Origin of the sequence: Flavobacterium sp., assembly GCF_044377315.1 — a bacterium.
Classification (GTDB): Bacteria; Bacteroidota; Bacteroidia; order Flavobacteriales; family Flavobacteriaceae; genus Flavobacterium.
Window position 1 is genome coordinate 1 of record NZ_JBILJG010000004.1, and the last position, 20,931, is coordinate 20,931.

The 20,931-nt window shown below is 31.9% G+C and carries 24 protein-coding genes, 1 rRNA gene and 1 pseudogene; 14 read left to right on the forward strand and 12 right to left on the reverse strand.

All coding sequences use genetic code 11. The features are described 5' to 3' along the window. Nucleotides 1-1,129: ribosomal RNA gene (locus tag ACIQ66_RS01905) — 16S ribosomal RNA — on the reverse strand; the annotation flags it as partial. A gap of 584 nt (nt 1,130-1,713) precedes the next feature. Beyond that, nucleotides 1,714-2,391 carry a DUF4294 domain-containing protein gene (locus tag ACIQ66_RS01910; RefSeq protein ID WP_396211121.1) on the reverse strand — a complete coding sequence of 226 codons (678 nt, stop codon included), beginning with the start codon at nt 2,389-2,391 and terminating at the stop codon, nt 1,714-1,716. An 82-nt stretch (nt 2,392-2,473) separates the two neighbouring features. Between ACIQ66_RS01910 and ACIQ66_RS01915 the strand changes: the two genes are divergently transcribed. From ACIQ66_RS01915 to ACIQ66_RS01965, 11 genes and pseudogenes are all read left to right on the forward strand, one after another. Beyond that, nucleotides 2,474-3,562, forward strand: a complete 1,089-nt coding sequence (locus ACIQ66_RS01915) for a M42 family metallopeptidase (RefSeq protein WP_396211122.1) — start codon at nt 2,474-2,476, stop codon at nt 3,560-3,562. A 133-nt stretch (nt 3,563-3,695) separates the two neighbouring features. Then, nucleotides 3,696-4,241, forward strand: a complete 546-nt coding sequence (locus tag ACIQ66_RS01920; RefSeq protein ID WP_396211123.1) for an RNA polymerase sigma factor — start codon at nt 3,696-3,698, stop codon at nt 4,239-4,241. Beyond that, nucleotides 4,238-4,768 (forward strand): hypothetical protein, encoded by a 531-nt coding sequence (locus ACIQ66_RS01925; RefSeq protein WP_396211124.1) that lies wholly within the window; start codon nt 4,238-4,240, stop codon nt 4,766-4,768. Before ACIQ66_RS01920 ends, ACIQ66_RS01925 begins: the two co-directional genes overlap by 4 nt. Continuing rightward, nucleotides 4,752-5,807 carry a hypothetical protein gene (locus tag ACIQ66_RS01930; RefSeq protein WP_396211125.1) on the forward strand — a complete coding sequence of 352 codons (1,056 nt, stop codon included), beginning with the start codon at nt 4,752-4,754 and terminating at the stop codon, nt 5,805-5,807. Before ACIQ66_RS01925 ends, ACIQ66_RS01930 begins: the two co-directional genes overlap by 17 nt. 5 nt (nt 5,808-5,812) lie before the next feature. Next, nucleotides 5,813-6,529, forward strand: coding sequence for a head GIN domain-containing protein (locus tag ACIQ66_RS01935; protein ID WP_396211126.1), 717 nt, complete (start codon nt 5,813-5,815; stop codon nt 6,527-6,529). A gap of 95 nt (nt 6,530-6,624) precedes the next feature. Further along, nucleotides 6,625-6,813: pseudogene (locus ACIQ66_RS01940) on the forward strand (DUF4256 domain-containing protein); the annotation flags it as partial. A gap of 212 nt (nt 6,814-7,025) precedes the next feature. Then, on the forward strand, nt 7,026-7,565 hold the full coding sequence (locus tag ACIQ66_RS01945; RefSeq protein ID WP_396211127.1) for a hypothetical protein: 540 nt from the start codon (nt 7,026-7,028) through the stop codon (nt 7,563-7,565). Between the two features lie 75 nt (nt 7,566-7,640). After that, complete coding sequence (locus ACIQ66_RS01950; protein ID WP_396211128.1) at nt 7,641-8,036, forward strand: four helix bundle protein; 396 nt, start codon at nt 7,641-7,643, stop codon at nt 8,034-8,036. A 96-nt stretch (nt 8,037-8,132) separates the two neighbouring features. After that, on the forward strand, nt 8,133-9,191 hold the full coding sequence (locus ACIQ66_RS01955) for a nucleoid-associated protein (RefSeq protein ID WP_396211129.1): 1,059 nt from the start codon (nt 8,133-8,135) through the stop codon (nt 9,189-9,191). Between the two features lie 150 nt (nt 9,192-9,341). Further along, on the forward strand, nt 9,342-9,527 hold the full coding sequence (locus tag ACIQ66_RS01960; RefSeq protein WP_396211130.1) for a YdeI/OmpD-associated family protein: 186 nt from the start codon (nt 9,342-9,344) through the stop codon (nt 9,525-9,527). 51 nt (nt 9,528-9,578) lie between these two features. After that, nucleotides 9,579-10,772, forward strand: a complete 1,194-nt coding sequence (locus ACIQ66_RS01965; protein ID WP_396211131.1) for an LETM1-related biofilm-associated protein — start codon at nt 9,579-9,581, stop codon at nt 10,770-10,772. Here ACIQ66_RS01965 and can read toward each other — a convergent pair. The 5 genes from can to ACIQ66_RS01990 form a co-directional block, all read right to left on the reverse strand. After that, nucleotides 10,769-11,410: a carbonate dehydratase gene (can, locus tag ACIQ66_RS01970; protein WP_396211132.1), complete on the reverse strand. Its 642-nt coding sequence runs from the start codon at nt 11,408-11,410 to the stop codon at nt 10,769-10,771. The genes ACIQ66_RS01965 and can overlap by 4 nt on opposite strands. A gap of 84 nt (nt 11,411-11,494) precedes the next feature. Further along, a complete protein-coding gene (locus tag ACIQ66_RS01975; protein WP_396211133.1) occupies nt 11,495-12,139 on the reverse strand; it encodes a carbonic anhydrase family protein in 645 nt (214 codons plus the stop codon). Between the two features lie 31 nt (nt 12,140-12,170). Continuing rightward, nucleotides 12,171-12,842 carry a DUF2490 domain-containing protein gene (locus ACIQ66_RS01980; RefSeq protein WP_396211134.1) on the reverse strand — a complete coding sequence of 224 codons (672 nt, stop codon included), beginning with the start codon at nt 12,840-12,842 and terminating at the stop codon, nt 12,171-12,173. 11 nt (nt 12,843-12,853) lie between these two features. Further along, complete coding sequence (locus tag ACIQ66_RS01985; protein ID WP_396211135.1) at nt 12,854-14,635, reverse strand: SulP family inorganic anion transporter; 1,782 nt, start codon at nt 14,633-14,635, stop codon at nt 12,854-12,856. Nucleotides 14,636-14,705: 70 nt separating this feature from the next. Then, entirely contained in the window at nt 14,706-14,996 is a 291-nt protein-coding gene (locus ACIQ66_RS01990; protein WP_396211136.1) for a hypothetical protein, read from the reverse strand. A gap of 152 nt (nt 14,997-15,148) precedes the next feature. On the opposite strand from ACIQ66_RS01990, the gene ACIQ66_RS01995 reads away from it, so the two are divergent. Further along, nucleotides 15,149-16,090: a LysR substrate-binding domain-containing protein gene (locus tag ACIQ66_RS01995; RefSeq protein WP_396211137.1), complete on the forward strand. Its 942-nt coding sequence runs from the start codon at nt 15,149-15,151 to the stop codon at nt 16,088-16,090. Nucleotides 16,091-16,096: 6 nt separating this feature from the next. On the opposite strand, the gene ACIQ66_RS02000 is transcribed toward ACIQ66_RS01995, so the two are convergent. From ACIQ66_RS02000 to ACIQ66_RS02020, 5 genes are all read right to left on the reverse strand, one after another. Next, nucleotides 16,097-16,309: a hypothetical protein gene (locus tag ACIQ66_RS02000; RefSeq protein ID WP_396211138.1), complete on the reverse strand. Its 213-nt coding sequence runs from the start codon at nt 16,307-16,309 to the stop codon at nt 16,097-16,099. Nucleotides 16,310-16,577: 268 nt separating this feature from the next. Continuing rightward, the gene (locus tag ACIQ66_RS02005) at nt 16,578-16,775 is read right to left on the reverse strand and encodes a hypothetical protein (protein WP_396211139.1); all 198 of its coding nucleotides are present in this window, start codon (nt 16,773-16,775) and stop codon (nt 16,578-16,580) included. A gap of 116 nt (nt 16,776-16,891) precedes the next feature. Then, nucleotides 16,892-17,554 carry a tRNA (5-methylaminomethyl-2-thiouridine)(34)-methyltransferase MnmD gene (gene mnmD / locus ACIQ66_RS02010; RefSeq protein ID WP_396211140.1) on the reverse strand — a complete coding sequence of 221 codons (663 nt, stop codon included), beginning with the start codon at nt 17,552-17,554 and terminating at the stop codon, nt 16,892-16,894. Nucleotides 17,555-17,556: 2 nt separating this feature from the next. Further along, nucleotides 17,557-17,991: a hypothetical protein gene (locus ACIQ66_RS02015; protein ID WP_396211141.1), complete on the reverse strand. Its 435-nt coding sequence runs from the start codon at nt 17,989-17,991 to the stop codon at nt 17,557-17,559. Between the two features lie 5 nt (nt 17,992-17,996). Next, nucleotides 17,997-18,467 (reverse strand): DUF4920 domain-containing protein, encoded by a 471-nt coding sequence (locus tag ACIQ66_RS02020; RefSeq protein WP_396211142.1) that lies wholly within the window; start codon nt 18,465-18,467, stop codon nt 17,997-17,999. A 242-nt stretch (nt 18,468-18,709) separates the two neighbouring features. On the opposite strand from ACIQ66_RS02020, the gene ACIQ66_RS02025 reads away from it, so the two are divergent. After that, entirely contained in the window at nt 18,710-19,777 is a 1,068-nt protein-coding gene (locus tag ACIQ66_RS02025; RefSeq protein WP_396211143.1) for a branched-chain amino acid aminotransferase, read from the forward strand. Between the two features lie 147 nt (nt 19,778-19,924). Beyond that, nucleotides 19,925-20,923: a UDP-3-O-(3-hydroxymyristoyl)glucosamine N-acyltransferase gene (gene lpxD, locus ACIQ66_RS02030; RefSeq protein ID WP_396211144.1), complete on the forward strand. Its 999-nt coding sequence runs from the start codon at nt 19,925-19,927 to the stop codon at nt 20,921-20,923. Nucleotides 20,924-20,931 lie beyond the last annotated feature (8 nt).

The window sequence follows — 20,931 nt, forward strand, 5'->3', positions numbered from 1 at the left end:
AGAGTTCCCGACTTGACTCGCTGGCAACTAACAACAGGGGTTGCGCTCGTTATAGGACTTAACCTGACACCTCACGGCACGAGCTGACGACAACCATGCAGCACCTTGTAATTTGTCTTGCGAAAGACTAGTTTCCTAATCGGTCAAACTACATTTAAGCCTTGGTAAGGTTCCTCGCGTATCATCGAATTAAACCACATGCTCCACCGCTTGTGCGGGCCCCCGTCAATTCCTTTGAGTTTCATTCTTGCGAACGTACTCCCCAGGTGGGATACTTATCACTTTCGCTTAGCCACTGAGATTACTCCCAACAGCTAGTATCCATCGTTTACGGCGTGGACTACCAGGGTATCTAATCCTGTTCGCTACCCACGCTTTCGTCCATCAGCGTCAATCAATTAGTAGTAACCTGCCTTCGCAATTGGTATTCCATGTAATCTCTAAGCATTTCACCGCTACACTACATATTCTAGTTACTTCCTAATAATTCAAGTTAAACAGTATCAATGGCCGTTCCACCGTTGAGCGATGGGCTTTCACCACTGACTTATCTAACCGCCTACGGACCCTTTAAACCCAATGATTCCGGATAACGCTTGGATCCTCCGTATTACCGCGGCTGCTGGCACGGAGTTAGCCGATCCTTATTCTTACGATACCGTCAAGCTCCTTCACGAAGGAGTGTTTCTTCTCGTATAAAAGCAGTTTACAATCCATAGGACCGTCATCCTGCACGCGGCATGGCTGGTTCAGGCTTGCGCCCATTGACCAATATTCCTCACTGCTGCCTCCCGTAGGAGTCTGGTCCGTGTCTCAGTACCAGTGTGGGGGATCTCCCTCTCAGGACCCCTACCCATCGTAGCCATGGTAAGCCGTTACCTTACCATCTAGCTAATGGGACGCATGCTCATCTTTTACCGTTGGAACTTTAATAATCAAGTGATGCCACTCGAAGATACTATGAGGTATTAATCCAAATTTCTCTGGGCTATCCCTCTGTAAAAGGTAGATTGCATACGCGTTACGCACCCGTGCGCCGGTCTCATATATTGCTATACTACCCCTCGACTTGCATGTGTTAAGCCTGCCGCTAGCGTTCATCCTGAGCCAGGATCAAACTCTTCATCGTATATTGTTTGTCAAGCTAAGCTTGACTGTTTTTTAGACGAATTTCTAGTCTCTTTTCAAATCTCTCGATTCTCTTACTCTCTTTTTGTTTGTTCTTAAAATCTCTTTTAAAAACGGCTGTCAATTCAATATGTCTAGGAACGTGTCTTCTTCTTTTCGCCTCTCTTGCGGTTAGCGGGTGCAAAAGTAATCATTCTTTTTTATCTGGCAAGCTTTTTTGAAAATAATTTTAAAATTTTATTTCCGCCTAAACTCTACCACTATATCAACGAACTTCCCTATTGCGGGGTGCAAATATAATAATTCTTTTTTACCCTTTCCAAATTTAAATCAAACCTTTTTTATTCTTTTTTTTAAAACACTGAATATGCGGTTTTTGGAAAACAAATTTTGTTGGTTTAGTATCAATCTCTTTTGAAAATCGAATCCCATAGCCGTGATTGTAGTGGAAATCCTTGCTCAAATTTGGCTTATTTTTTCTCGTTTTTGAAAGAGCGACCAACGGAAGCTCCTTGCAAAACGTAGAAAAGTTGCCAAATTTGGGCAAGATTGCAACGAAAAGCGCGAGTAGCTACTAGAAAAAAACTACTTATTAATTTTTACAGCGAGTTGTTGCCAATGCTCGTATAATTCGTCGTAATCGACTGGATTGGCTGGTGGTTGGTTTACTAATCTACCTGAATTGAAGGCACGATACAAGATGCTTTCGATAAGAAAATCTTCATTGACTTGATACGGTGCGTATTTGGTTTTGAGATTAATATCGAATAATCTGGCGGTATTGTTAGACCAAAATGCTTTCCAGCCGCTTTTATAGTCCTTAATAAGTGAATAAGTTGTAAAGCCTGTTTGGCGGTGGATTAACTTAACCAAAATTTGACCTTGTTTGCGAGACAATTTTTTGAGTTGGGCTTCAAATTCGTTTTCCATGTAGTCTTCTACGATTTTGAAATACTTTCTTTTTTCTTTTTCGGTTTTGAGTTTATCCATATTCTTTTTGAGTATGGTTAGTCTTTCAGATGCGATTTTGGCATAAGGATATGTTTTGTAAACTCTATTTCTTAATAATAAGTATTGCTTTTTTGCTTCGGGATCGAGTTTCTCCTTATATACAAGTATTTCTTCTAACTGAATTGGTTCGTTAGAAAGTGTGTCTATATCTTTGATATCGTAACCCATTTTGGTCGTATCTTTCTGGATAACTTGGGCGTTTGCCGTGAAAGAAACAACTAAACAAAAAACAAAATACTTTAGCGAATTCATAAACTTGTAATTATTTACCAAAATTATACAATATATATAACAAGTGTAATGCCAAATTTATATTTTAGCAAAAAAATATTTTATGGCAACAAAATCAATACTTACAAAATCATCTATTTCATTTTTAGAAAAATATTTGAACAATGCTTCACCAACAGGATATGAAAGTGAAGGGCAAAAACTTTGGATGGATTATCTAAAACCTTACGTTGATACTTTTATAACCGACACATACGGAAGTGCCGTTGGAATTATAAACCCAGATGCACCTTTTAAAGTAGTAATAGAAGGACATTCGGATGAAATTTCGTGGTATGTAAACTATATTACCGATAACGGACTTATATATGTAATAAGAAATGGTGGTTCTGATCATCAAATAGCGCCTTCAAAACGCGTTAACATTCATACTAAAAACGGAATTGTAAAAGGTGTTTTTGGTTGGCCAGCGATTCACACTCGTGGACGTGGAAAGGAAGAAGCTGCTACACAGTTCAATATTTTTATAGATTGCGGTTGTGAAACCAAAGAACAAGTTGAAAAATTAGGAATTCATGTAGGTTGTGTTATTACGTATCCTGATGAGTTCATGATTTTGAATAAAGATAAATTTGTTTGCAGAGCTATTGATAACAGAATGGGCGGATTTATGATTGCAGAAGTTGCCCGTTTGCTAAAAGAAAACAAGAAGAAATTACCTTTTGGATTATACATTGTAAACTCTGTTCAGGAAGAAATTGGACTTAGAGGTGCCGAAATGATTACGCAAACTATCAAACCAAATGTTGCCATAGTAACCGATGTTTGTCACGATACCACTACTCCTATGATTGATAAGAAAATTGAAGGCGATTTGCAAATGGGCAAAGGTCCAGTTATTGCGTATGCACCAGCTGTTCAGAATAAACTTAGAGAACTAATTGTTGATACAGCAGAGAAAAACAAAATCCCGTTTCAGCGCCATGCTACATCTCGTGCTACTGGAACAGACACTGATGCTTTTGCTTATAGCAACGGCGGTGTTGCTTCTGCATTAATTTCATTACCATTGCGTTATATGCACACCACTGTAGAAATGGTTCATAGAGATGATGTAGAAAATGTAATCAAACTGATTTATGAGAGTTTGTTGCAAATAGAAAACAATCATAGTTTTTCTTATTTTAAATAAACTTAAAGAATTTATATTGCATACAAATCCAGATTAATCGTCTGGATTTTTTATTTTTATAAAGAATATTTTCAAAAACTGTAACATTCTAAAAACCCAACTGTCTTTTATATAGATTAACTAACCAAAACGTTTGAAAAACCAAGAAGTAGATATTGCCATTCTTCTCAATCTGTGCAAAGAGAACAATGAAAAAGCGCAACTAACCATTTATAATAAATATTATAAAGCAATGTTTAATGTGGCTTTCAGAATTGTTAATGATTATGCATTGGCTGAAGATATTATGCAAGAAAGTTTCTTGAAAGCGTTTACCAAGTTGGATTCGTATAGCGGAAAAGTAACATTTGGCGCTTGGTTGAAGAAAATTGTAGTAAATAACAGTATTGATGAATATAAAAAAGTATCAAAACATCAAATAGAAACACTTGATGAAAATACTGAAGTAATTGATGACAGTAATGATAATGGCATTTCATATAGTGAACTAAAAGCTGAATCCGTTTTAAAAACCATTCAAAACTTGAAACCCAATTACAAAATTATTTTAACCTTATTTTTTATTGAAGGTTATGATTTAGAAGAGATTACACAAATACTAAATATAAGTTACGAAAACTGCCGAACGATGATGAGCAGAGCAAAAGAAAGTTTGAGAACAAAATTAAATGCCTTATGAGTACCAATAATAAAATAGAAGATTTATTTAAAACTCAAGACAATTGGGATTTTGATATACCCAATCAAGGTCATGAAAATCGATTTTTAGATAAATTGAAAAATAAACAGCCTAAGAAAAAAAGAAATTGGATTCCGCTGTCTATTGCGGCTTCGCTCCTATTTGGCTTTGGGATTTTATATCTGAATTACACTTCAGAAAAAAAACAAGAAGTTGCTTTTTCGCCTCAAGTACAAGAAACGCACGATTATTTTTCGTCTGTAATCAATGTCGAACTTGAAATGCTAAAGAAAAAGGAAACACCACAAAGTAAAGCACTTATAAATGATGCCCTGAAACAAATGGAAGCACTAGAAAAAGATTATGAAAATTTGAAACAAGAAATCATAAAAAATGGCGAAAACAAACAGATTATTTATGCCATGATTACCAATATGCAAACCCGAATTACCTTTATAAAATCGGTATTAGACCAAGTCGAAACTATCAATAAATTAAAAATTGAAGCAAATGAAAACCATAGTTAAAATAGTATTTATTATTGTTCTATTTCCAATACTTTCTTTTGGATATAATGACGATAATCATGCTTACAATAAAGAAAAAACTATTTCAAAAACCTACGCTGTCAACGAAGATGCGCAAGTAAACATAACCAATTCGTACGGAAATGTAAATGTGTATTTATGGGATGAAAACAAAATTTCAATTCAAGTAAATATTAAAGTTTCTGGCAATAGCGAGAAGAAAATCAATGAAAGAATCAATTCTATCGATGTTGATTTTACAGCCACAACAAGCAAAGTTTCTGCTAAGACAATTTTCACAACCAAAGAATGGAAAAGTAGCAATATAAGTTACGAAATAAATTATACCATAAAAATTCCAAGAAATGGAAACATTGATTTGAACAACAAATACGGAAATATTATTGTAGAAAAATTAAACGGAAGTTCTGATATAACTTGTCATTATGGAAGCATTATTCTTGGACAATTTAACAACAAAACTAACAATATAAGCATTGCCTATTCCTCAAATTCATCTATAAATTCTATTGACAAGTTGAATTTAGAAAGTCAATATTCAGATGTTGATTTTCAGAAAGTAAACCATATAAATATTGATGGTAACTACAATACTTTCAATTTTCAAAACGTTGGCGGATTGAATTTGTCTTCCAATTATACCAAAATCAAAGCAAGTTCTATTCAAAAAATAGCCGTTGATGGCAATTATCTAACATTAAAATTGGGCGAAATTGGAAACGCAATCAACATAAGTTCAAATTATAGTGATATTCAATTTTCAGTCTCAAATAAAACAGATGCTATTGCGATATATGGAAATTATACCAATTCAAAAATAACTTGCAGTTCTGATTTTGCGTTCAATTTTGATATAAATCTTGGTTATGGATCGTTCAAAGATGAATTAGATTTGAAATACACTCAAAAATCAGAAAAAAACACATCAAAAGCCTATTCCGGTTATCATATTAGTCAAGGAAAAGCAACAATGAAAATTTCAACCAATTACGGAAGCGTTCAACTTTTAACAAAATAAAAATCATGATAAAAATAGTATTATTAATAGCATTTATGAGTATTTCAACAACAAATGCTCAATGGAATAAAGAAAAAATAAAAGAAAACGGTGTTCAAACGACCATTACCAGAACGACCGAGTCGTATGATGAAATCTCAGCAAGTGGATCATTTAACGTTGAATTAGTCGCTGGAAAAGAAGGAACTATCACAATTTCTGGCGATGAGAATATTATAAATCACATTGTTACTGAAGTCAATGGTTCAAAGCTCAAAATTGGTTTTGAAAAAAACAAAAACTATTCTTATCATTCTGACATTGTAATTACTGTTCCTTTTGAAGAAATTAGTGCCGTTTCCTTTACCGGTTCTGGAGAAATTACAACTAAAGACACTGTGAAAGCTGCCGATTTTGAAATTAAATTAACAGGTTCTGGAGATGGTGATTTTTCGGTTGACACCAAAAATTTGATTGCTTCAGTGGCAGGTTCGGGCGATTTGAAAATTACTGGAACTACGGAAGAATTAGAAGCTAAAGTAGCCGGTTCAGGTGACTTAAGTTGTACAAAACTAATAGCTCAAAACGCCTTTGTTTCTGTAGCTGGTTCGGGCGACTTAAAAGTAAACTGCACCAACAAACTCAAAGCTTCTGTAGCTGGTAGTGGTAACATTCATTACAAATCAAAACCTGAAACTATCGATTCAAAAGTTACAGGTTCAGGTGATATAACAAGTTATTAATTACGTTAGTTTTTACACAAAAACGTCTCAAAACTTAGTTGATTTGGGGCGTTTTTTTTTAAGAAATGGTAATTGAACTACTTACTTAAAATTAATACCATGAGCTACAAAAACACGGAAATTTTGACATCAAAACCTCAAGTTGGTTGGCAACACCTTTAGAAATAAGAAAACTTGGTGGCGCCATTTTTGGAGATTGGCGTTTTGGAAGAGTTTTTGTTTACCATAATGGAGCCGAATCTTACTATGCTGTAAGAGGTTTTAGAGGTATTTTGAAAGTTTAAAAACTATAACTTACCAATAGAATGAAGATTAAAAATCTATTCAATTTTTAAACGAATTATAAAAATCAACTTACAGATTATAATTAGTAAAATTAATTAAACTTTTGATTCGTGTGAATTTCAATTAAAAAAATCTTATCAACAATCTGAAATCTGAAATCTGAAATCTGAAATTTAGTTTTACCTTTGGCATTCGAAAAAAAATAAAGATTATGATTTATAAATTTAGAGTAATTCTCGATGCCGAAGAGGATGTTTTCAGAGATATTGCGATACAAGAAGACGCTACTTTAGAGGATTTACACAATGCTATTGTAAACGGCTTTGGATTTGACGGACTAGAAGTAGCTTCGTTTTATACATGCGACGATACATGGAATCAAGAAGATGAAATTCCGATGTTTGACGCTGGTGATGTTCCTGGTGAAAATCGTATTATGAGCGATTACCAATTGTCGGATATTCTTGACGAGGAAAATACCAAAATCATCTATGTGTACGACTTTATCAATATGTGGACATTTTTAGTCGAATTGGCTGCTGTTGAAGAAGTTCAAACTGGAGTTACTTATCCAGATTTGTTATTTTCTCACGGCGAAATGCCAGCTGAAGCGATGGAAAAACACTTTATTGCCGAAGATGACGAAGAAGCTTACAACGAATTTGAAGACGACCTAGATGAAGATGATTTAGATGCTTTTGGAACTGACGACAGCTTTGAAGATTACGGGTTTGAAGAGAATTGGAATTAAAAATAGTTTAAGGTTGTTTAAGGTTGTTTAAGGTTGTTTAAGGTTGTTTAAGGTTTAAAAGTTTAAAGTTGTTTTATGGCTACTGTAAAAAAGTTTGAAAATTTAGAAATTTGGATAGAAGCAAGAAGACTTTCAAAAGAAATAATTTTAATTTGTAAAACAACTGATTTAAAATACGATTTTAAACTTAAAGACCAAATTAAAAGTTCATCTGGCTCAGTAATGGACAATATTGCCGAAGGATTTGAAAGAAATGGAAATGGAGAGTTTCGTCAATTTTTATCTGTTGCCAAAGGTTCCGCTGGTGAATCAAGATCACAGTTGTACCGCGTTTTTGATAATGAGTATATTGACGAACAAAAGGTAACCGTTTTAGTTTCTGATTACGAAAAATTAAGCATCAAAATACACAATTTTATAACCTATTTAAACAAAAAAGATTACAAAGGGACAAAGTTTATAGACTCCTAAAAAAACAAAATTAAACAACCTTAAACGTTTAAACAACTTTAAACTTTTAAACAACTTTAAACTTTTAAACTTTTAAACCCTAAAACAAATAAAAAAATGATCAACCTATATAACACCCACATCGACAGCTTATCTATTCACCGAGTAGGGAATAAAAGCCGTAACGAAGCTATCTTTTTATCGGAAAACACTTTTGCTATCAACGACGAGATTACACCGTTATTGAAAGAGTTTTTCCTGAAACCTTTTCGTGATAAAGAAGAAAACTACTATCAGTTTGCTCACGAAATTGACTTAGATTACAACGAAATGTTTAAGTTTTCGACAGAAGTTTTTGCTAATCCGTCGAATATTCATGATGTTTCTAAAAAGATTACACAACACTTGTTTGAGCAATCCAATCATCCGCATATTAAGAATGGTGAAGTGTATGTTACGCACTTAACCAATATTAACATCGATAATAATGTGGTGGATGCTATTGGAATTTTTAAAAGCGAAATTCAAAGCGATTTTTTACAGTTTGAAGAAAAAGGTTCTAACCTCGAAATGCATTTGCAACAAGGAATTAACCTTAACAAATTAGACAAAGGTTGCCTTATCTTTAACTACAAACAAGACGAAGGTTACAAAATCCTAACAGTTGACAGCAATCGCTATGACGCGCGTTATTGGTTAGAACATTTCTTGAATGTAGATGCTTTTGAAGACGAAAACTTCATTACTAAAAAGTATCTAAAATTCTGTCAAGGATTTGCCAAAGATGTTGTTTTGCCAGCCGAAGACAAAAAAGAAGAAGTAATGTTCATGAACCGGTCGGTGAATTATTTTGCCAAAAACGATGCGTTTGAAGAAACCAACTTTATGAACGAAGTAATAGACAATCCCGATTTGATTTCGGAATTCAAAAACTACAAAGTTGATAAAGGCGAAAAATACTCTATCGAAGATATTACCTCATTCCCTATTGCCAATGCCGCAGTAAGTGATGCCCGAAAATCGATAAAAAACGTCATCAACTTGGATACCAATATTCAGATAAAACTAGATTTCATAAACCCAGAAAGTGCCGAAAAATATGTAGAAAAAGGCTGGGACGAAGAAAAACAAATGTATTACTACTTGGTTTACTTTAACAAAGAGCAGAAGTCTTAGTTTGGGTTGGAAGATGGAAGTTGGAAGTTGGAAGTTGGAGGAAAGTAGTTTGCAGATAGAATAACAGTTTTTCCAAACAGTTTTTCTTTCCACAAACTTGTCATCCGCAGCGGCGGATCTCACTTTGGAATTTGTTTTTTTTTTTAGAATTTGAACTACTTTAAATTTGCTTTTCAAAATAATAAAACAACCTTCGACAATTATCCTAATTTTAGTCCTTCATGCCGAAAAAGTTATTTGTATTGGCTCAACCAAGCCAAACGTGAAGAAACACGCAAAACAAGAATTGATGAAATAATTCGCCCTTGTGATAAAAACATAAAATCTAGACCCTAAAATTCTTCCACTTTCTTAATTTTATATAGCTTTGCATTTCAAAAGTAAGAAATGATAAACCCATCAGCAAACGGTTGGATTGATAAGTATTTTGTTGAACAAAAAACAATGTTCGACGAGGCTTTTGTTGATGATTTATCGCTTTACAAAAGTATTCGAGAAACAGGATTTATCTATGGTCACATCATTTCGATACATTCCAACCCGATAATTGATATTTCGCAATGGAAATCGGATGAAATTTCTAAAATTGCCTTATTGACAACGCTTTACGATGTATATCAATTTTGTAAAAAAGAAACCAATTCGGAAGATTTTATCAAAAAAACGGTGGCTTTTTACAAAGAAATGACGCCGTCTAATTTTGATTTTATCCGAAAAATTATTTCGTCTTCGGCAAGTTCAAAATTGGAAACTTTGATAAACGAACGCGTTCAAACTAACAAAGATATTATAAGCAAAAACTTTTCTCATATTGTTACTAATGCCTTATTGTTTGTAGATGTTTTGGCGTTTCAACAGTATTTGCAAAAAGGCGAAATTCCAGAAAAATATTTAAAACGAATGGAAGAAACGATTATGAGTATTGTTTCACTTTCGTTAAAAATTAAAACGGTCAAATCGCAACATGATGATTTGTTAATAAAACTTTTTGAAGCATCTGTTCGCTATACCAAATTTTCAAAAGTAAATATTCAGAATCTTGACGAATTGCCTTTAGATTATTTTACCAATAATTTAGAGAATTATTACCTGCTAGACTTAGCGGGCATAACACTTTGGAACGATGGAAAAGTAGAAAATGAAGAAGTGTATTTCCTTGATAAATTAGGAAAAGTCATGTCCATTTCAGAAGGATTTGTTGCAGAAAGTGTTCTTGCAACCAATAAATTTATAACCTTACACAAAAAGGAAATTCAGTATTTTAATTATTCCAACCCGGTAAAGCATTTTTACGATCAAACTACTACTGGTGTTAAGGTTTTAATAAAAAGAAACCAAAAACGATTGACCAAAGAAATCTCTGAAAGTAAAGAATTAATGCAACTTTTAGCCAAATCAACCCAAAAAGATTTGAGTACAGAAGAAAAAAAGAAAGTGAAAAAACAGTTACTCGACATTTGCAAAAGCATTCCGTCTTTAACAATCTTTTTACTCCCTGGCGGCGGTTTATTATTACCAATATTGATAAAATTTATTCCACAATTATTGCCTTCAGCTTTTAATGAAAATTTAGAAGATTAAATATCAAAATACAGTTGATGTACAGCATCTAAATCCTTATTACTACTGAAATTTACATTCAAATCGGTTACATAACCATCGTTTAATCCGTAAACCCAACCATGTAAAGTAACTTCTTGTCCTTTTTGCCAAGCTGCTTGAACTATCGATGTTTTAGCTAAGTCTAACACCTGTTCACGAACATTGGTTTCTACAAATTTATTAAATCTTTCCTTTTTGTCTTCGATGGCATCTAACTCTTTTTTGTGCAAACGATAAACATCTTTAATGTGGCGAATCCAGTTGTCGATAATACCAATTGAGTTGTTTTCCATAGCTGCTTTTACGCCACCACATCCATAATGTCCACATACAATAACGTGATTTACTTTCAAAACATTTACGGCATAATCTAAAACACTTAGCATATTCATGTCGCTATGAACCACCATGTTAGCTATGTTTCTATGAACAAATACATCACCTGGTTTTCCACCTACAATTTCGTTGGCAGGCACACGACTATCAGAACAACCAATCCATAATAATTGAGGATTTTGACCTTTTGCTAAATCCTTAAAAAAATTGGAATCAAGAGCTAATTGACTCTCAACCCATTTTTTATTGTTCTCTAAAAGTTGTTTGTAGAATTGACTCATTTATTTATTTTTTTTCAAATGTAAATATAAAAAAACCATTAATCTTTAATTGATTAATGGTTTTGAATAAATAATTAATTAAACTTAATCTTTAATAAAAGATGCATCTTCATAAAAAGTAACTTCTCCTGTTTCAAGATTGTGCATTGCACCTATAATACCAATTTCTCCATTTTCAACCATTTGTTTTAAAATATCACTACGGTCTAAAATGCTCTTAACGTTACGTTTTACATTAATCTCAGCAACATTTTCTACAAACTCTGAGTTTTTTGAACTTCTATCAGTTGTAGTTATTTTTTCTTGATAGATTGCTGGTTGAATTTTAGATAACAACTCCGTTAAATTGCCCATTTCTACATGGTCGCAAGCACCTTTTACAGCTCCACATTTGCTGTGACCAAGTACCACAATAAGTTTAGAACCTGCAACTTTACAAGCAAATTCCATACTTCCTAAAATATCAGTGTTTACAATGTTTCCAGCAATTCTTACCGAAAAAACATCTCCTAATCCTTGATCAAAAATTAATTCGGCTGATGTTCTACTGTCAATACAACTTAAGATCGTTGCAAATGGCCATTGCCCGTCACGAGTATCATTAACTTGTTCTAATAAATTTCTATGAGCTTTTAAATTACTCATAAATCTTGTATTTCCTTCTTTTAAATACTCCAAGGCTTTTTTTGGAGTCATATTTGATTGTGTTTCTTTGCTATGTGCTTTCATTATATATTTTTTTATTTAATTTTTATTTTTATTAAAAAGGTAAAGTATTAAAAATCACAATTTGAAATTGATTGCGATTTGTTTTTTCTAAAGTTTGAGCCATAATTCCGGCTTCAACTTTAAAGTTTTTGTTGATTACATATCCTAAAGCACCGTATAATCGATTTCTATCAAAAATTGGACTTTCGGTATTAATAAACATTTCATTATAGGTTGATAAATAAATTGCATCTTTTTCCATTGTTTTTTTATTCAATGGTAAATTTACTGCTAAGAAATAGCGAAAACGCAATTGAAAATCATCCGGAAGAAATCGCTCTTCTAATCGATAACGATGTTGCAAATAAACTCTTCCAAAATTTTGGCGTGTAGTAAACTGCTGATAAATGCGATGCTCGTTAAAGCTATCTTTTTCATCAGAATTTGCAACATAACGTTGTGTATTTATAAACCCGTAGCCTAACAAAAGGTTATTATTGTTTTCTGACAAATTGTAACCTATTCCAGTTCTTAAAAGCAATTGATTGGCATCATCAATAAAGTTAAAACTTCGATATTGAACTTCGTTATGCCAATTCCATTTTTTGTTTATAGCTTGATTTCCAAAATAAATGAACCAATTTCCTGCTTCAGACTGCTGAGAAAATGAAATACTTGTGAAACCAATGCACACAATTAAAAAGAATCTAACTAGTTTAGTCATTATTTCATTAACTATTTAACCGGTTTATCTTTTGCTTCAACAAAAACATGTTTATCTTCTTCTACGGTTTCCTGGATATTATAATTTTTTTTGAAGCCTACTAATTTAACCTTAATATTTTCGGTTTTAGAATGTGTTTTTTTGAATTCCTTAATTAAAGTTAGTACATCAAAATCGATATAAACTGTTTTAGATGCATCAATAATTACATTAGAATTTTCTGGAATATTTGTTAATGTTTGTTTGATTGCCGCTTTATTTAAAAACGAAACTTCTTCGGCTAAATCAATATGAATGACATCACCTTCTTTATACTCGTCATTTCTATAAACATAAGCACGTTGCATATTGCCTTTCAATACAAAATACACACTTAAGATCATACCTAATGCAACTCCTTTTAGCAAATCAGTAAAAACTACTGCTATAATGGTAGCAAAAAACGGAAAATATAAATATTGATTTCGATTAATTTTAACTGCAAATTCTTTGTCATTTTTAGCTTTGAAATACATGTAAACTATTAATACAATTACTGCAACACCTAATGCTAGTTTTAAATATATACTGTCTGAATTTTTAACAGCTATCAAAAGGCCAACTATAATTGCAACCATAACATTCATTGCAATTGGCATGTATTTAGCAAAATGTTTGATATTTGGTACAGCTAATTTATAACCAATCATTAATAAAACCGCTGCAAGTGTTGCAAGAGGAATTTTATTCAATAAAAAAGGTATTGATAAAACACTAACTAACAATAATATTCCGTGAATAATTGATGACATTTTAGATTTTGCTCCAGCTGCATTATTTGCTGTAGTTCTTACTACAACAGAAGTCATTGGTAAACCACCTAAAAGTCCACTTACTAGATTACCAATACCTTGAGCTTTTAACTCCACATTAGTATTAGTATATCTTTTTTGAGCGTCCATTCTGTCAGAAGCTTCAATACACAATAAAGTTTCAATAGAGGCAACAATTGCAATTGTCATTGCAACAATCCATACTTTAGGATTTGCAAATTGAGAAAAATCAGGAAATACAATAATTGCTTTAAAATCATCAACAGATTGTGGAACAGGTAAACTAACTAAATGCTCTTTTAACACCTGTAAACTTGAACCCGATTGAATAAAAAATTCATTAATTAAAATACTCACAATTACCGCAACTAAGGCAGGTGGCACAATTTTAATTTTTTTGAATAATTCAATTTTTGGCCATAAAATTAAAATTAATAATGATACTAATGTAATACTTACAGCACCAAAATTTACTTTATCAACCATGTTTAATAGTTCAGAAAATGTGTTTTGATTATCAGCCTGATCAAAAGACATATCACCTTCATAATCGGCATCATATCCAAAAGCATGTGGAATTTGCTTTAATAGTATAATAACACCAATACCTGCAAGCATTCCTTCTATAACATTATTTGGAAAATAATTAGAAATTGAACCCGCTTTTAAGAATCCTAATACTAATTGAATTAAACCGGCTAATACAACAGCTAATAAAAAGATATTGAAGGCTCCTAAATCGGTAATAGAAGTTAGAACTATTGCAGTTAATCCTGCAGCTGGGCCAGAAACACTTAAGTGAGATTGGCTTAAATACCCCACAACGATACCACCTATAATACCCGAAATAATTCCAGAAAATAAAGGAGCTCCACTTGCCATTGCAATACCTAAACATAGCGGCAACGCCACCAAAAAAACCACTAAACCTGAAGCAAAATCAGATTTAAGGTTAGCAAAAAGGTTGATTTTTTTTGTCATACCAATAAATTAATTTAATATATAAAAAATATCGTTTCAAACAATTTGAAAAACGAAAAGTCGGGATGTATTAAACCAATTCTGGCGGAGGTGAAAATATTTCTTCGGAAACATTGTCGTGAAGTAAAATGTTTTTTGAAACAAATTTTGTATTTAATTTAATATTTGTATTCAAAAAAGGATAGTCAAATTGTTGTTTTAAGTCAGCTTTGATTTCTTTTAGGTCTTTTTGAATTTCTTCTTTTTCTGCTAAACTGTAAAACAATGAAATGTCAGTATTCTTCTCAATCAAGTTAACCAAGGTAGGTGCTGAAAGAAAAGAAATAAAAAGAACCATTAAAATTCTTGCAATTGACTTCATGCTGCAAAACTAACTTTTCTTAACATAATAAAAAGCCATTATTAAAAATTTAACAAAAAAAAGAGATTTATTTTTAATTATTTTAATAAGTTAGAATTAAAGATATCAATTTAATTGATAGTTTTTATATTTGCATCAAATTTTATTATACAATGACAATTACTCAACTTAAATACGTTTTGGCAGTAGCCGAATACAAGAACTTTACACTAGCAGCCGAAAAATGTTTTGTTACCCAACCTACATTGAGTATGCAAATTCAAAAAGTAGAAGAAGAATTGGATATTCAGCTTTTTGATAGATCAAAAAAACCAATTCAATTAACTGAAATTGGTCAAAAAATTGTTACTCAATCTAAAAATATCGTTAATGAAGCCGATAGAATACAAGATATTGTAGATCAGCAAAAAGGATTTATTGGTGGTGAATTTCGATTAGGTATTATTCCAACTATTACACCTACTCTATTGCCCATGTTTTTGAATAATTTCATAAAGAAATATCCAAAAGTGAAATTAAAAATTGAAGAACTCCATACCGATGATATTATTTTCAAATTAAATAACGGTCATCTAGATGCTGCCATTGCCGCTACACCTTTGCATGAAGAAAAGATTAAGGAAATTGTTTTGTATTACGAACCATTTGTAGCCTATATTCCTGAAAATCATGCAACTTTTGGTAAAAAAGAAATTGAAATTGGCGATTTGAATTTGGATGAAATTTTGCTATTGCAAGACGGACATTGTTTTAGAGATAATGTTTTAAACCTTTGTAAAAACAGTAATAATCTAGATTACAATCATTTTCAACTAGAAAGTGGAAGTTTTGAAACACTTATAAAGTTAGCTGATGAAGGCTTAGGAACAACATTACTACCTTACTTGCATACTTTAGAATTGAAAGAAAAAGACATGAACAAACTTCGCCATTTTAAAGAACCAAAACCCGCACGAGAAGTTAGTTTGATTTATCCAAAAAACGAATTAAAAATTCACATTATTGATGCCTTACGAACTACTATTGCTGGTGTTATAAAAGGTGCAATCGTATTTAATAATGTTCAGATTATAAGTCCAAAATCGTCTAAATAAAGGAGTTTAGTAAACTCCTTTATTTATTGAAATTTCGGTTAAACATTCTTTTAAGTGCGGTTTGTTAGAAGTGAAATAAACTAACCATTTAATTAGTTGCTCTATTTCATAAGGTAACAAACTGTTTAGCGCTTTTTTCAATTTTCTTTTAAAAAGACTTTGGTCAAAACTCACACTCTCTAATTCTAGCTTAGTGTAATCGTAAATCAATCTAGGCATAAAATAGTTATTAGTTTGGTTAATAATTTGCTTAAGATTTGGGAATCATTTTGTAAATGTAAAAAGTATATTTTTATAAACCAAAATAAAACTAGATTATTTATCGACAAAATACGTTTTAATTCGTTTAAATACATCTTTTTAATTATTTTAAAAATAAAATCGTACAAAAATTATAGATTCTTTAATCTACTAGTAAACAATTTCAATATCATTTACCACACTTTTTTTTATAAAAAAAAAGGAACCGTTTAAGTTCCTTTTAGTTTTATTTGTTGATAATCAGTAAACATTGCCTTAATTCGGGCTTTTCCTTGGTAAAATTTAACAACCATTCTGTTAATTGTTCTAATTCATAAGGCAAAAGCACTCTGACTGCTTTGTCTAATTCTTTGCAAAAAAGTTTAGCATCAAAGCTAACTCTTTCAAGCACTGACTTAGTATAGTCATAAATCAATCTTGACATAATTAGTTTTTAATTGGTTATAGTTTTAAATCTATGATTTAATAAGAACGTAAAAAGTATATCTTTTAACAATACCAAATTTAAAATATTTAAAATTCAAAATTCAAAAAAATACGTTAAATTTTTGTAGCCCTCAACATTTCTCTCTTTCCTGGAGCACCAGGTAATTTTTGAACTTTGAATCCACATTCTAACATAGCTCTTTTTATTGAGCCTCTACAAGCGTATGTTACTAAAACTCCATTACTTTTTAAAGCTTTATACATTTTTTTAAAAATTTCGAGTGACCAAAGTTCAGGTTGCACTCTAAAGCCAAAAGCGTCAAAATAAATTAAATCAAAAACATTTTCATCTGAAATATCTTGAAAAAATTGTTTCCGCTTAGTTAATGAAAAATTAGATGAAATAAAATGCTCTTCTTCCCATGAAGATTGATGCATTTTTGAGAAAATTTCAGTTGCATCAGTTGCATTTAATTCAGATACATAATTCATTTTCAAAGCTTCATCAAATAAAACTGGATAAGCTTCTACTCCAACATAATCGATAATTTGATTGGTTTTTTTTGCTTCTAAATACGTAATAAAAGTATTTAAACCTGTTCCAAAACCAATTTCTAAAATGGTAACTTGTTTTCCATCAAATAAGGAAAGTCCGTTTTTTATAAATACATGATATGCTTCTTGAATAGCGCCGTGTTTAGAATGGTAACTTTCATCCCAATCGGGCAAATGAATGGTCGTAGAACCGTCGTTTGTGGTTAGAATTTCACGTTTCAAAATTACTTAATATATAATTTTTTGATTCTCGGAATTGGTCCACTACATTTCCCTTTGTGACAAGTTACACAAGCATCAACACCTTTATTGAAATTTTCTTTTACATTTTCAGGATCAGAATAAATCAGTTGTTGCGCTTCACTATATTTTTTTGCATTTTCCCGAAAAAAAACATCATTATCCTTGGTTGTAGTAAACTTTGCTGAGTAAATTTTATTAAAAAAATCAGGATAAGTTCCGACTGAATCACCTTTTATAATTCTTAATCTCAATTGCTGATTGTGTGCATACATTTGCTCCATGAGCATTGCCATTTCTGACATTTCATACATTTTAAATTCTTTGCCTTCTGTAGAACAAGCATCTGCATCATCTTGCTTTTTCTGGCAAGAAAACAAAACTGTAATTAAAAGTAAAACTACTGCTAACTGTTTCATTAACATTATTTTTTTATTAAAACACCATCAGCCATAAACGAATAATTGGTTTCTGGAGCGACAATACTATCAACAGCCGCTTGTGATTTTCCTGCATCTTTAGCATATTCTTTTAAATCTTCTATTGAAGTTAACTCGATAAATGCTTTTCCATTAACCACAACTTCACTTTCGGCAGCATTTAATGGAACAAAAAATGCATAATCTTTAAATTTTACAAAAGCCGTTTGGTTATTTCCTAAATCTAAATTCATCCAACATCCTTTCTTTTGGCAAACATCAACTATTTTAGTCGCTACTTTAACTTCAAGTGTATCGGTTTCTTTCATTGCCTTATATTTTTCGAGCAATGCTTCTTTAGTAATAGCACTTTCGGCAGTTATTTTATCACCAAATTCAGCATAAGAAACAGGTTTTTCTTTTTTACAACTTACCAAAGCCATCATTATACTAGCAGCATAAACTATTTTTTTCATTAGAAGTATCGTTTTTTTTATTTTCTACAAAATTAACTAGTTCTTAAAGAATTCTAACTACAATATATAATAAATTTTGGCATTTTAATAGAAGTTAAAAAAGTGAATAAATAAATTCTTTTGAATACAAAATGAATTCATTTTTTTATTAGTTTAGCAAAAAACTAAATAACAACTGCTTCTATATTGTAAATTATTGATTTTGAATAAAATACAACAACTTGCAGAAACTAAAAATACTAATGGCTATACTAAACGCTAACGAAATCGATATAGTTAGAGTGAATTCTTCTAAAATCGACACTATAGATTTCGAAAATCTTGCCTTCGGAAATGTATTTACTGATCATATGTTATTATGTGATTATAAAGATGGAAAATGGCAAAAAACAATTATAAAACCCTATGAACCTTTCATGATAGATCCATCAGCCAAGGTTTTTCATTATGGTCAAGCAATTTTTGAAGGTATGAAAGCCTACAAAGATGAAAATGATGATGTGTGGTTATTTAGACCCGACGAAAATTTTAATCGTTTTAATAAATCTGCTGTAAGAATGGCAATGCCAGAAGTTCCCGAAAACATCTTTATAAATGGCTTAAAAACTATTTTAGATATCGAAAGAAATTGGGTAAAAAAAGGTTTGGGAAATACACTTTATATTAGACCTTTTATGATTGCAATTGGTTCTGGAGTAATCGCACAACCATCTACACAATACAGATTTATGATAATACTTTCGCCAGCTAAATCTTATTATTCAGGTGAAGTAAAAGTTATTATTGCCGAACATTATAGTCGTGCTGCTAACGGTGGAATTGGTGCTGCAAAAGCGGCCGGAAATTATTCAGCGCAATTCTATCCAACCAAGTTAGCAAACGAAAAAGGATTTCAACAAATTATTTGGACAGACGATGCGACGCATACCAAACTAGAAGAAGCTGGAACAATGAATGTTTTCTTCAGAATAAACGATACCTTATATACAGCTCCTACAAGCGAAAGAATTTTAGATGGTGTAACAAGAAAAAGTTTGATTGAACTAGCCAAACGTGACGGATTGAATGTAGAAGTTCGTCCAGTGCTTGTAGAAGAATTGGTAAATGCTGCTAAAAATGGTAGTTTGAAAGAGATTTTCGGAGCAGGAACAGCAGCTGTCGTAAGCCCAATTGTAGCTTTCTCTTATCAAGGAACTGAATATGAACTGCCTAAACAAGACAAATCATTTGCATTGCAATTAAAAGAAGATTTAACCAAAATTCAATATAAACTAGCCGAAGATACTTTTGGTTGGACGGTGAAAATATAGTTTTACTCTCAAATGTATCTTTAATACCGTTTTTAAACAAACACAATTTGCTAAAATAAAAAAAATAATTTTCATATTTTTTTAACCCTAAAATAAAAAGCTTTCACTTTTTTTTCATTTATTTGAATAAATTTTATAAAATTACATATGAAAGCATTTTCGATACAAGAAATAAATGAAGTTTTAAAAGGCGAAATCCTTGGTTCAACTTCTGCAAAAATAACCGCTCCAGAACAACTGGAAATGGCCAATTCAACCGAAATTTCTTTTATCGGAAATAAAAAATATGAAAAATATTGGGCAACTTCAAACGCTTGTGCAGCCGTTGTAAACGAAGATATTGCCATTGAACCTGGTGAAAACAAAGCATTTATTAAAGTAAAAAATGCCGATTTAGCCATGTCACAGGTTTTAGAACTCTATGCTCCAGCTCCACCAGTTTTTGCAACACAAATTCATCCAACAGCTACAATCGATTCTTCAGCTACAATTGGAAACGGAACTAAAGTTGGTGCTGGTTGTTATATCGGTCCAAATGTTACTATTGGAGAAAATTCTATTATATATCCAAATGTTACCATTCTTGATGAATGTACAATTGGTAGCAATACTGTGATTTGGTCAGGAGCAGTTATTAGAGAAAGATGTCATATTGGAAATCATTGTATTTTACATCCTAATTGTACCATTGGTGCTGATGGTTTTGGATTTCGTCCAGATCCGCAACGAGGTTTGGTAAAAATTCCTCAAATTGGAAATGTAATTATTGGAAATGGTGTTGAAATTGGAGCCAACTCATGTGTTGACAGAGGAAAATTCAGTTCAACTGTTTTGGGTGATGGTTGCAAAATAGATAATCTAGTTCAAATTGGTCATAATTCTAAACTTGGAAAATTCTGTATTATGGCAGGAAATTCTGGCTTAGCAGGTTCTGTAACGCTAGGAAATGGAGTTATTATTGGCGGAAGCGCGTCTATAAAAGACCACACCACTATTGGTGATGGAGCAATTGTTGGAGCAGGTTCAGGTGTAACTGGCGACATTGAAGCTGGTAAAACAATGCTTGGCTATCCAGCAGTGGAAGCTAGAGAAGCTCTTAAACAATGGGCTATATTAAAACGATTGGTTAAGGAAAGTTCGAGATAGTTTTTTAC

Excerpts from the sequence above, each read along its gene's own strand:
- ACIQ66_RS01910 (WP_396211121.1), bottom strand. The coding sequence starts at position 2,391 with ATGAATTCGCTAAAGTATTTTGTTTTTTGTTTAGTTGTTTCTTTCACG.
- ACIQ66_RS01915 (WP_396211122.1), top strand. The coding sequence starts at position 2,474 with ATGGCAACAAAATCAATACTTACAAAATCATCTATTTCATTTTTAGAA.
- ACIQ66_RS01925 (WP_396211124.1), top strand. The coding sequence starts at position 4,238 with ATGAGTACCAATAATAAAATAGAAGATTTATTTAAAACTCAAGACAAT.
- ACIQ66_RS01930 (WP_396211125.1), top strand. The coding sequence starts at position 4,752 with ATGAAAACCATAGTTAAAATAGTATTTATTATTGTTCTATTTCCAATA.
- ACIQ66_RS01935 (WP_396211126.1), top strand. The coding sequence starts at position 5,813 with ATGATAAAAATAGTATTATTAATAGCATTTATGAGTATTTCAACAACA.
- ACIQ66_RS01945 (WP_396211127.1), top strand. The coding sequence starts at position 7,026 with ATGATTTATAAATTTAGAGTAATTCTCGATGCCGAAGAGGATGTTTTC.
- ACIQ66_RS01950 (WP_396211128.1), top strand. The coding sequence starts at position 7,641 with ATGGCTACTGTAAAAAAGTTTGAAAATTTAGAAATTTGGATAGAAGCA.
- ACIQ66_RS01955 (WP_396211129.1), top strand. The coding sequence starts at position 8,133 with ATGATCAACCTATATAACACCCACATCGACAGCTTATCTATTCACCGA.
- ACIQ66_RS01965 (WP_396211131.1), top strand. The coding sequence starts at position 9,579 with ATGATAAACCCATCAGCAAACGGTTGGATTGATAAGTATTTTGTTGAA.
- can (WP_396211132.1), bottom strand. The coding sequence starts at position 11,410 with ATGAGTCAATTCTACAAACAACTTTTAGAGAACAATAAAAAATGGGTT.
- ACIQ66_RS01975 (WP_396211133.1), bottom strand. The coding sequence starts at position 12,139 with ATGAAAGCACATAGCAAAGAAACACAATCAAATATGACTCCAAAAAAA.
- ACIQ66_RS01980 (WP_396211134.1), bottom strand. The coding sequence starts at position 12,842 with ATGACTAAACTAGTTAGATTCTTTTTAATTGTGTGCATTGGTTTCACA.
- ACIQ66_RS01985 (WP_396211135.1), bottom strand. The coding sequence starts at position 14,635 with ATGACAAAAAAAATCAACCTTTTTGCTAACCTTAAATCTGATTTTGCT.
- ACIQ66_RS01990 (WP_396211136.1), bottom strand. The coding sequence starts at position 14,996 with ATGAAGTCAATTGCAAGAATTTTAATGGTTCTTTTTATTTCTTTTCTT.
- ACIQ66_RS01995 (WP_396211137.1), top strand. The coding sequence starts at position 15,149 with ATGACAATTACTCAACTTAAATACGTTTTGGCAGTAGCCGAATACAAG.
- ACIQ66_RS02000 (WP_396211138.1), bottom strand. The coding sequence starts at position 16,309 with ATGCCTAGATTGATTTACGATTACACTAAGCTAGAATTAGAGAGTGTG.
- ACIQ66_RS02005 (WP_396211139.1), bottom strand. The coding sequence starts at position 16,775 with ATGTCAAGATTGATTTATGACTATACTAAGTCAGTGCTTGAAAGAGTT.
- ACIQ66_RS02015 (WP_396211141.1), bottom strand. The coding sequence starts at position 17,991 with ATGAAACAGTTAGCAGTAGTTTTACTTTTAATTACAGTTTTGTTTTCT.
- ACIQ66_RS02020 (WP_396211142.1), bottom strand. The coding sequence starts at position 18,467 with ATGAAAAAAATAGTTTATGCTGCTAGTATAATGATGGCTTTGGTAAGT.
- ACIQ66_RS02025 (WP_396211143.1), top strand. The coding sequence starts at position 18,710 with ATGGCTATACTAAACGCTAACGAAATCGATATAGTTAGAGTGAATTCT.
- lpxD (WP_396211144.1), top strand. The coding sequence starts at position 19,925 with ATGAAAGCATTTTCGATACAAGAAATAAATGAAGTTTTAAAAGGCGAA.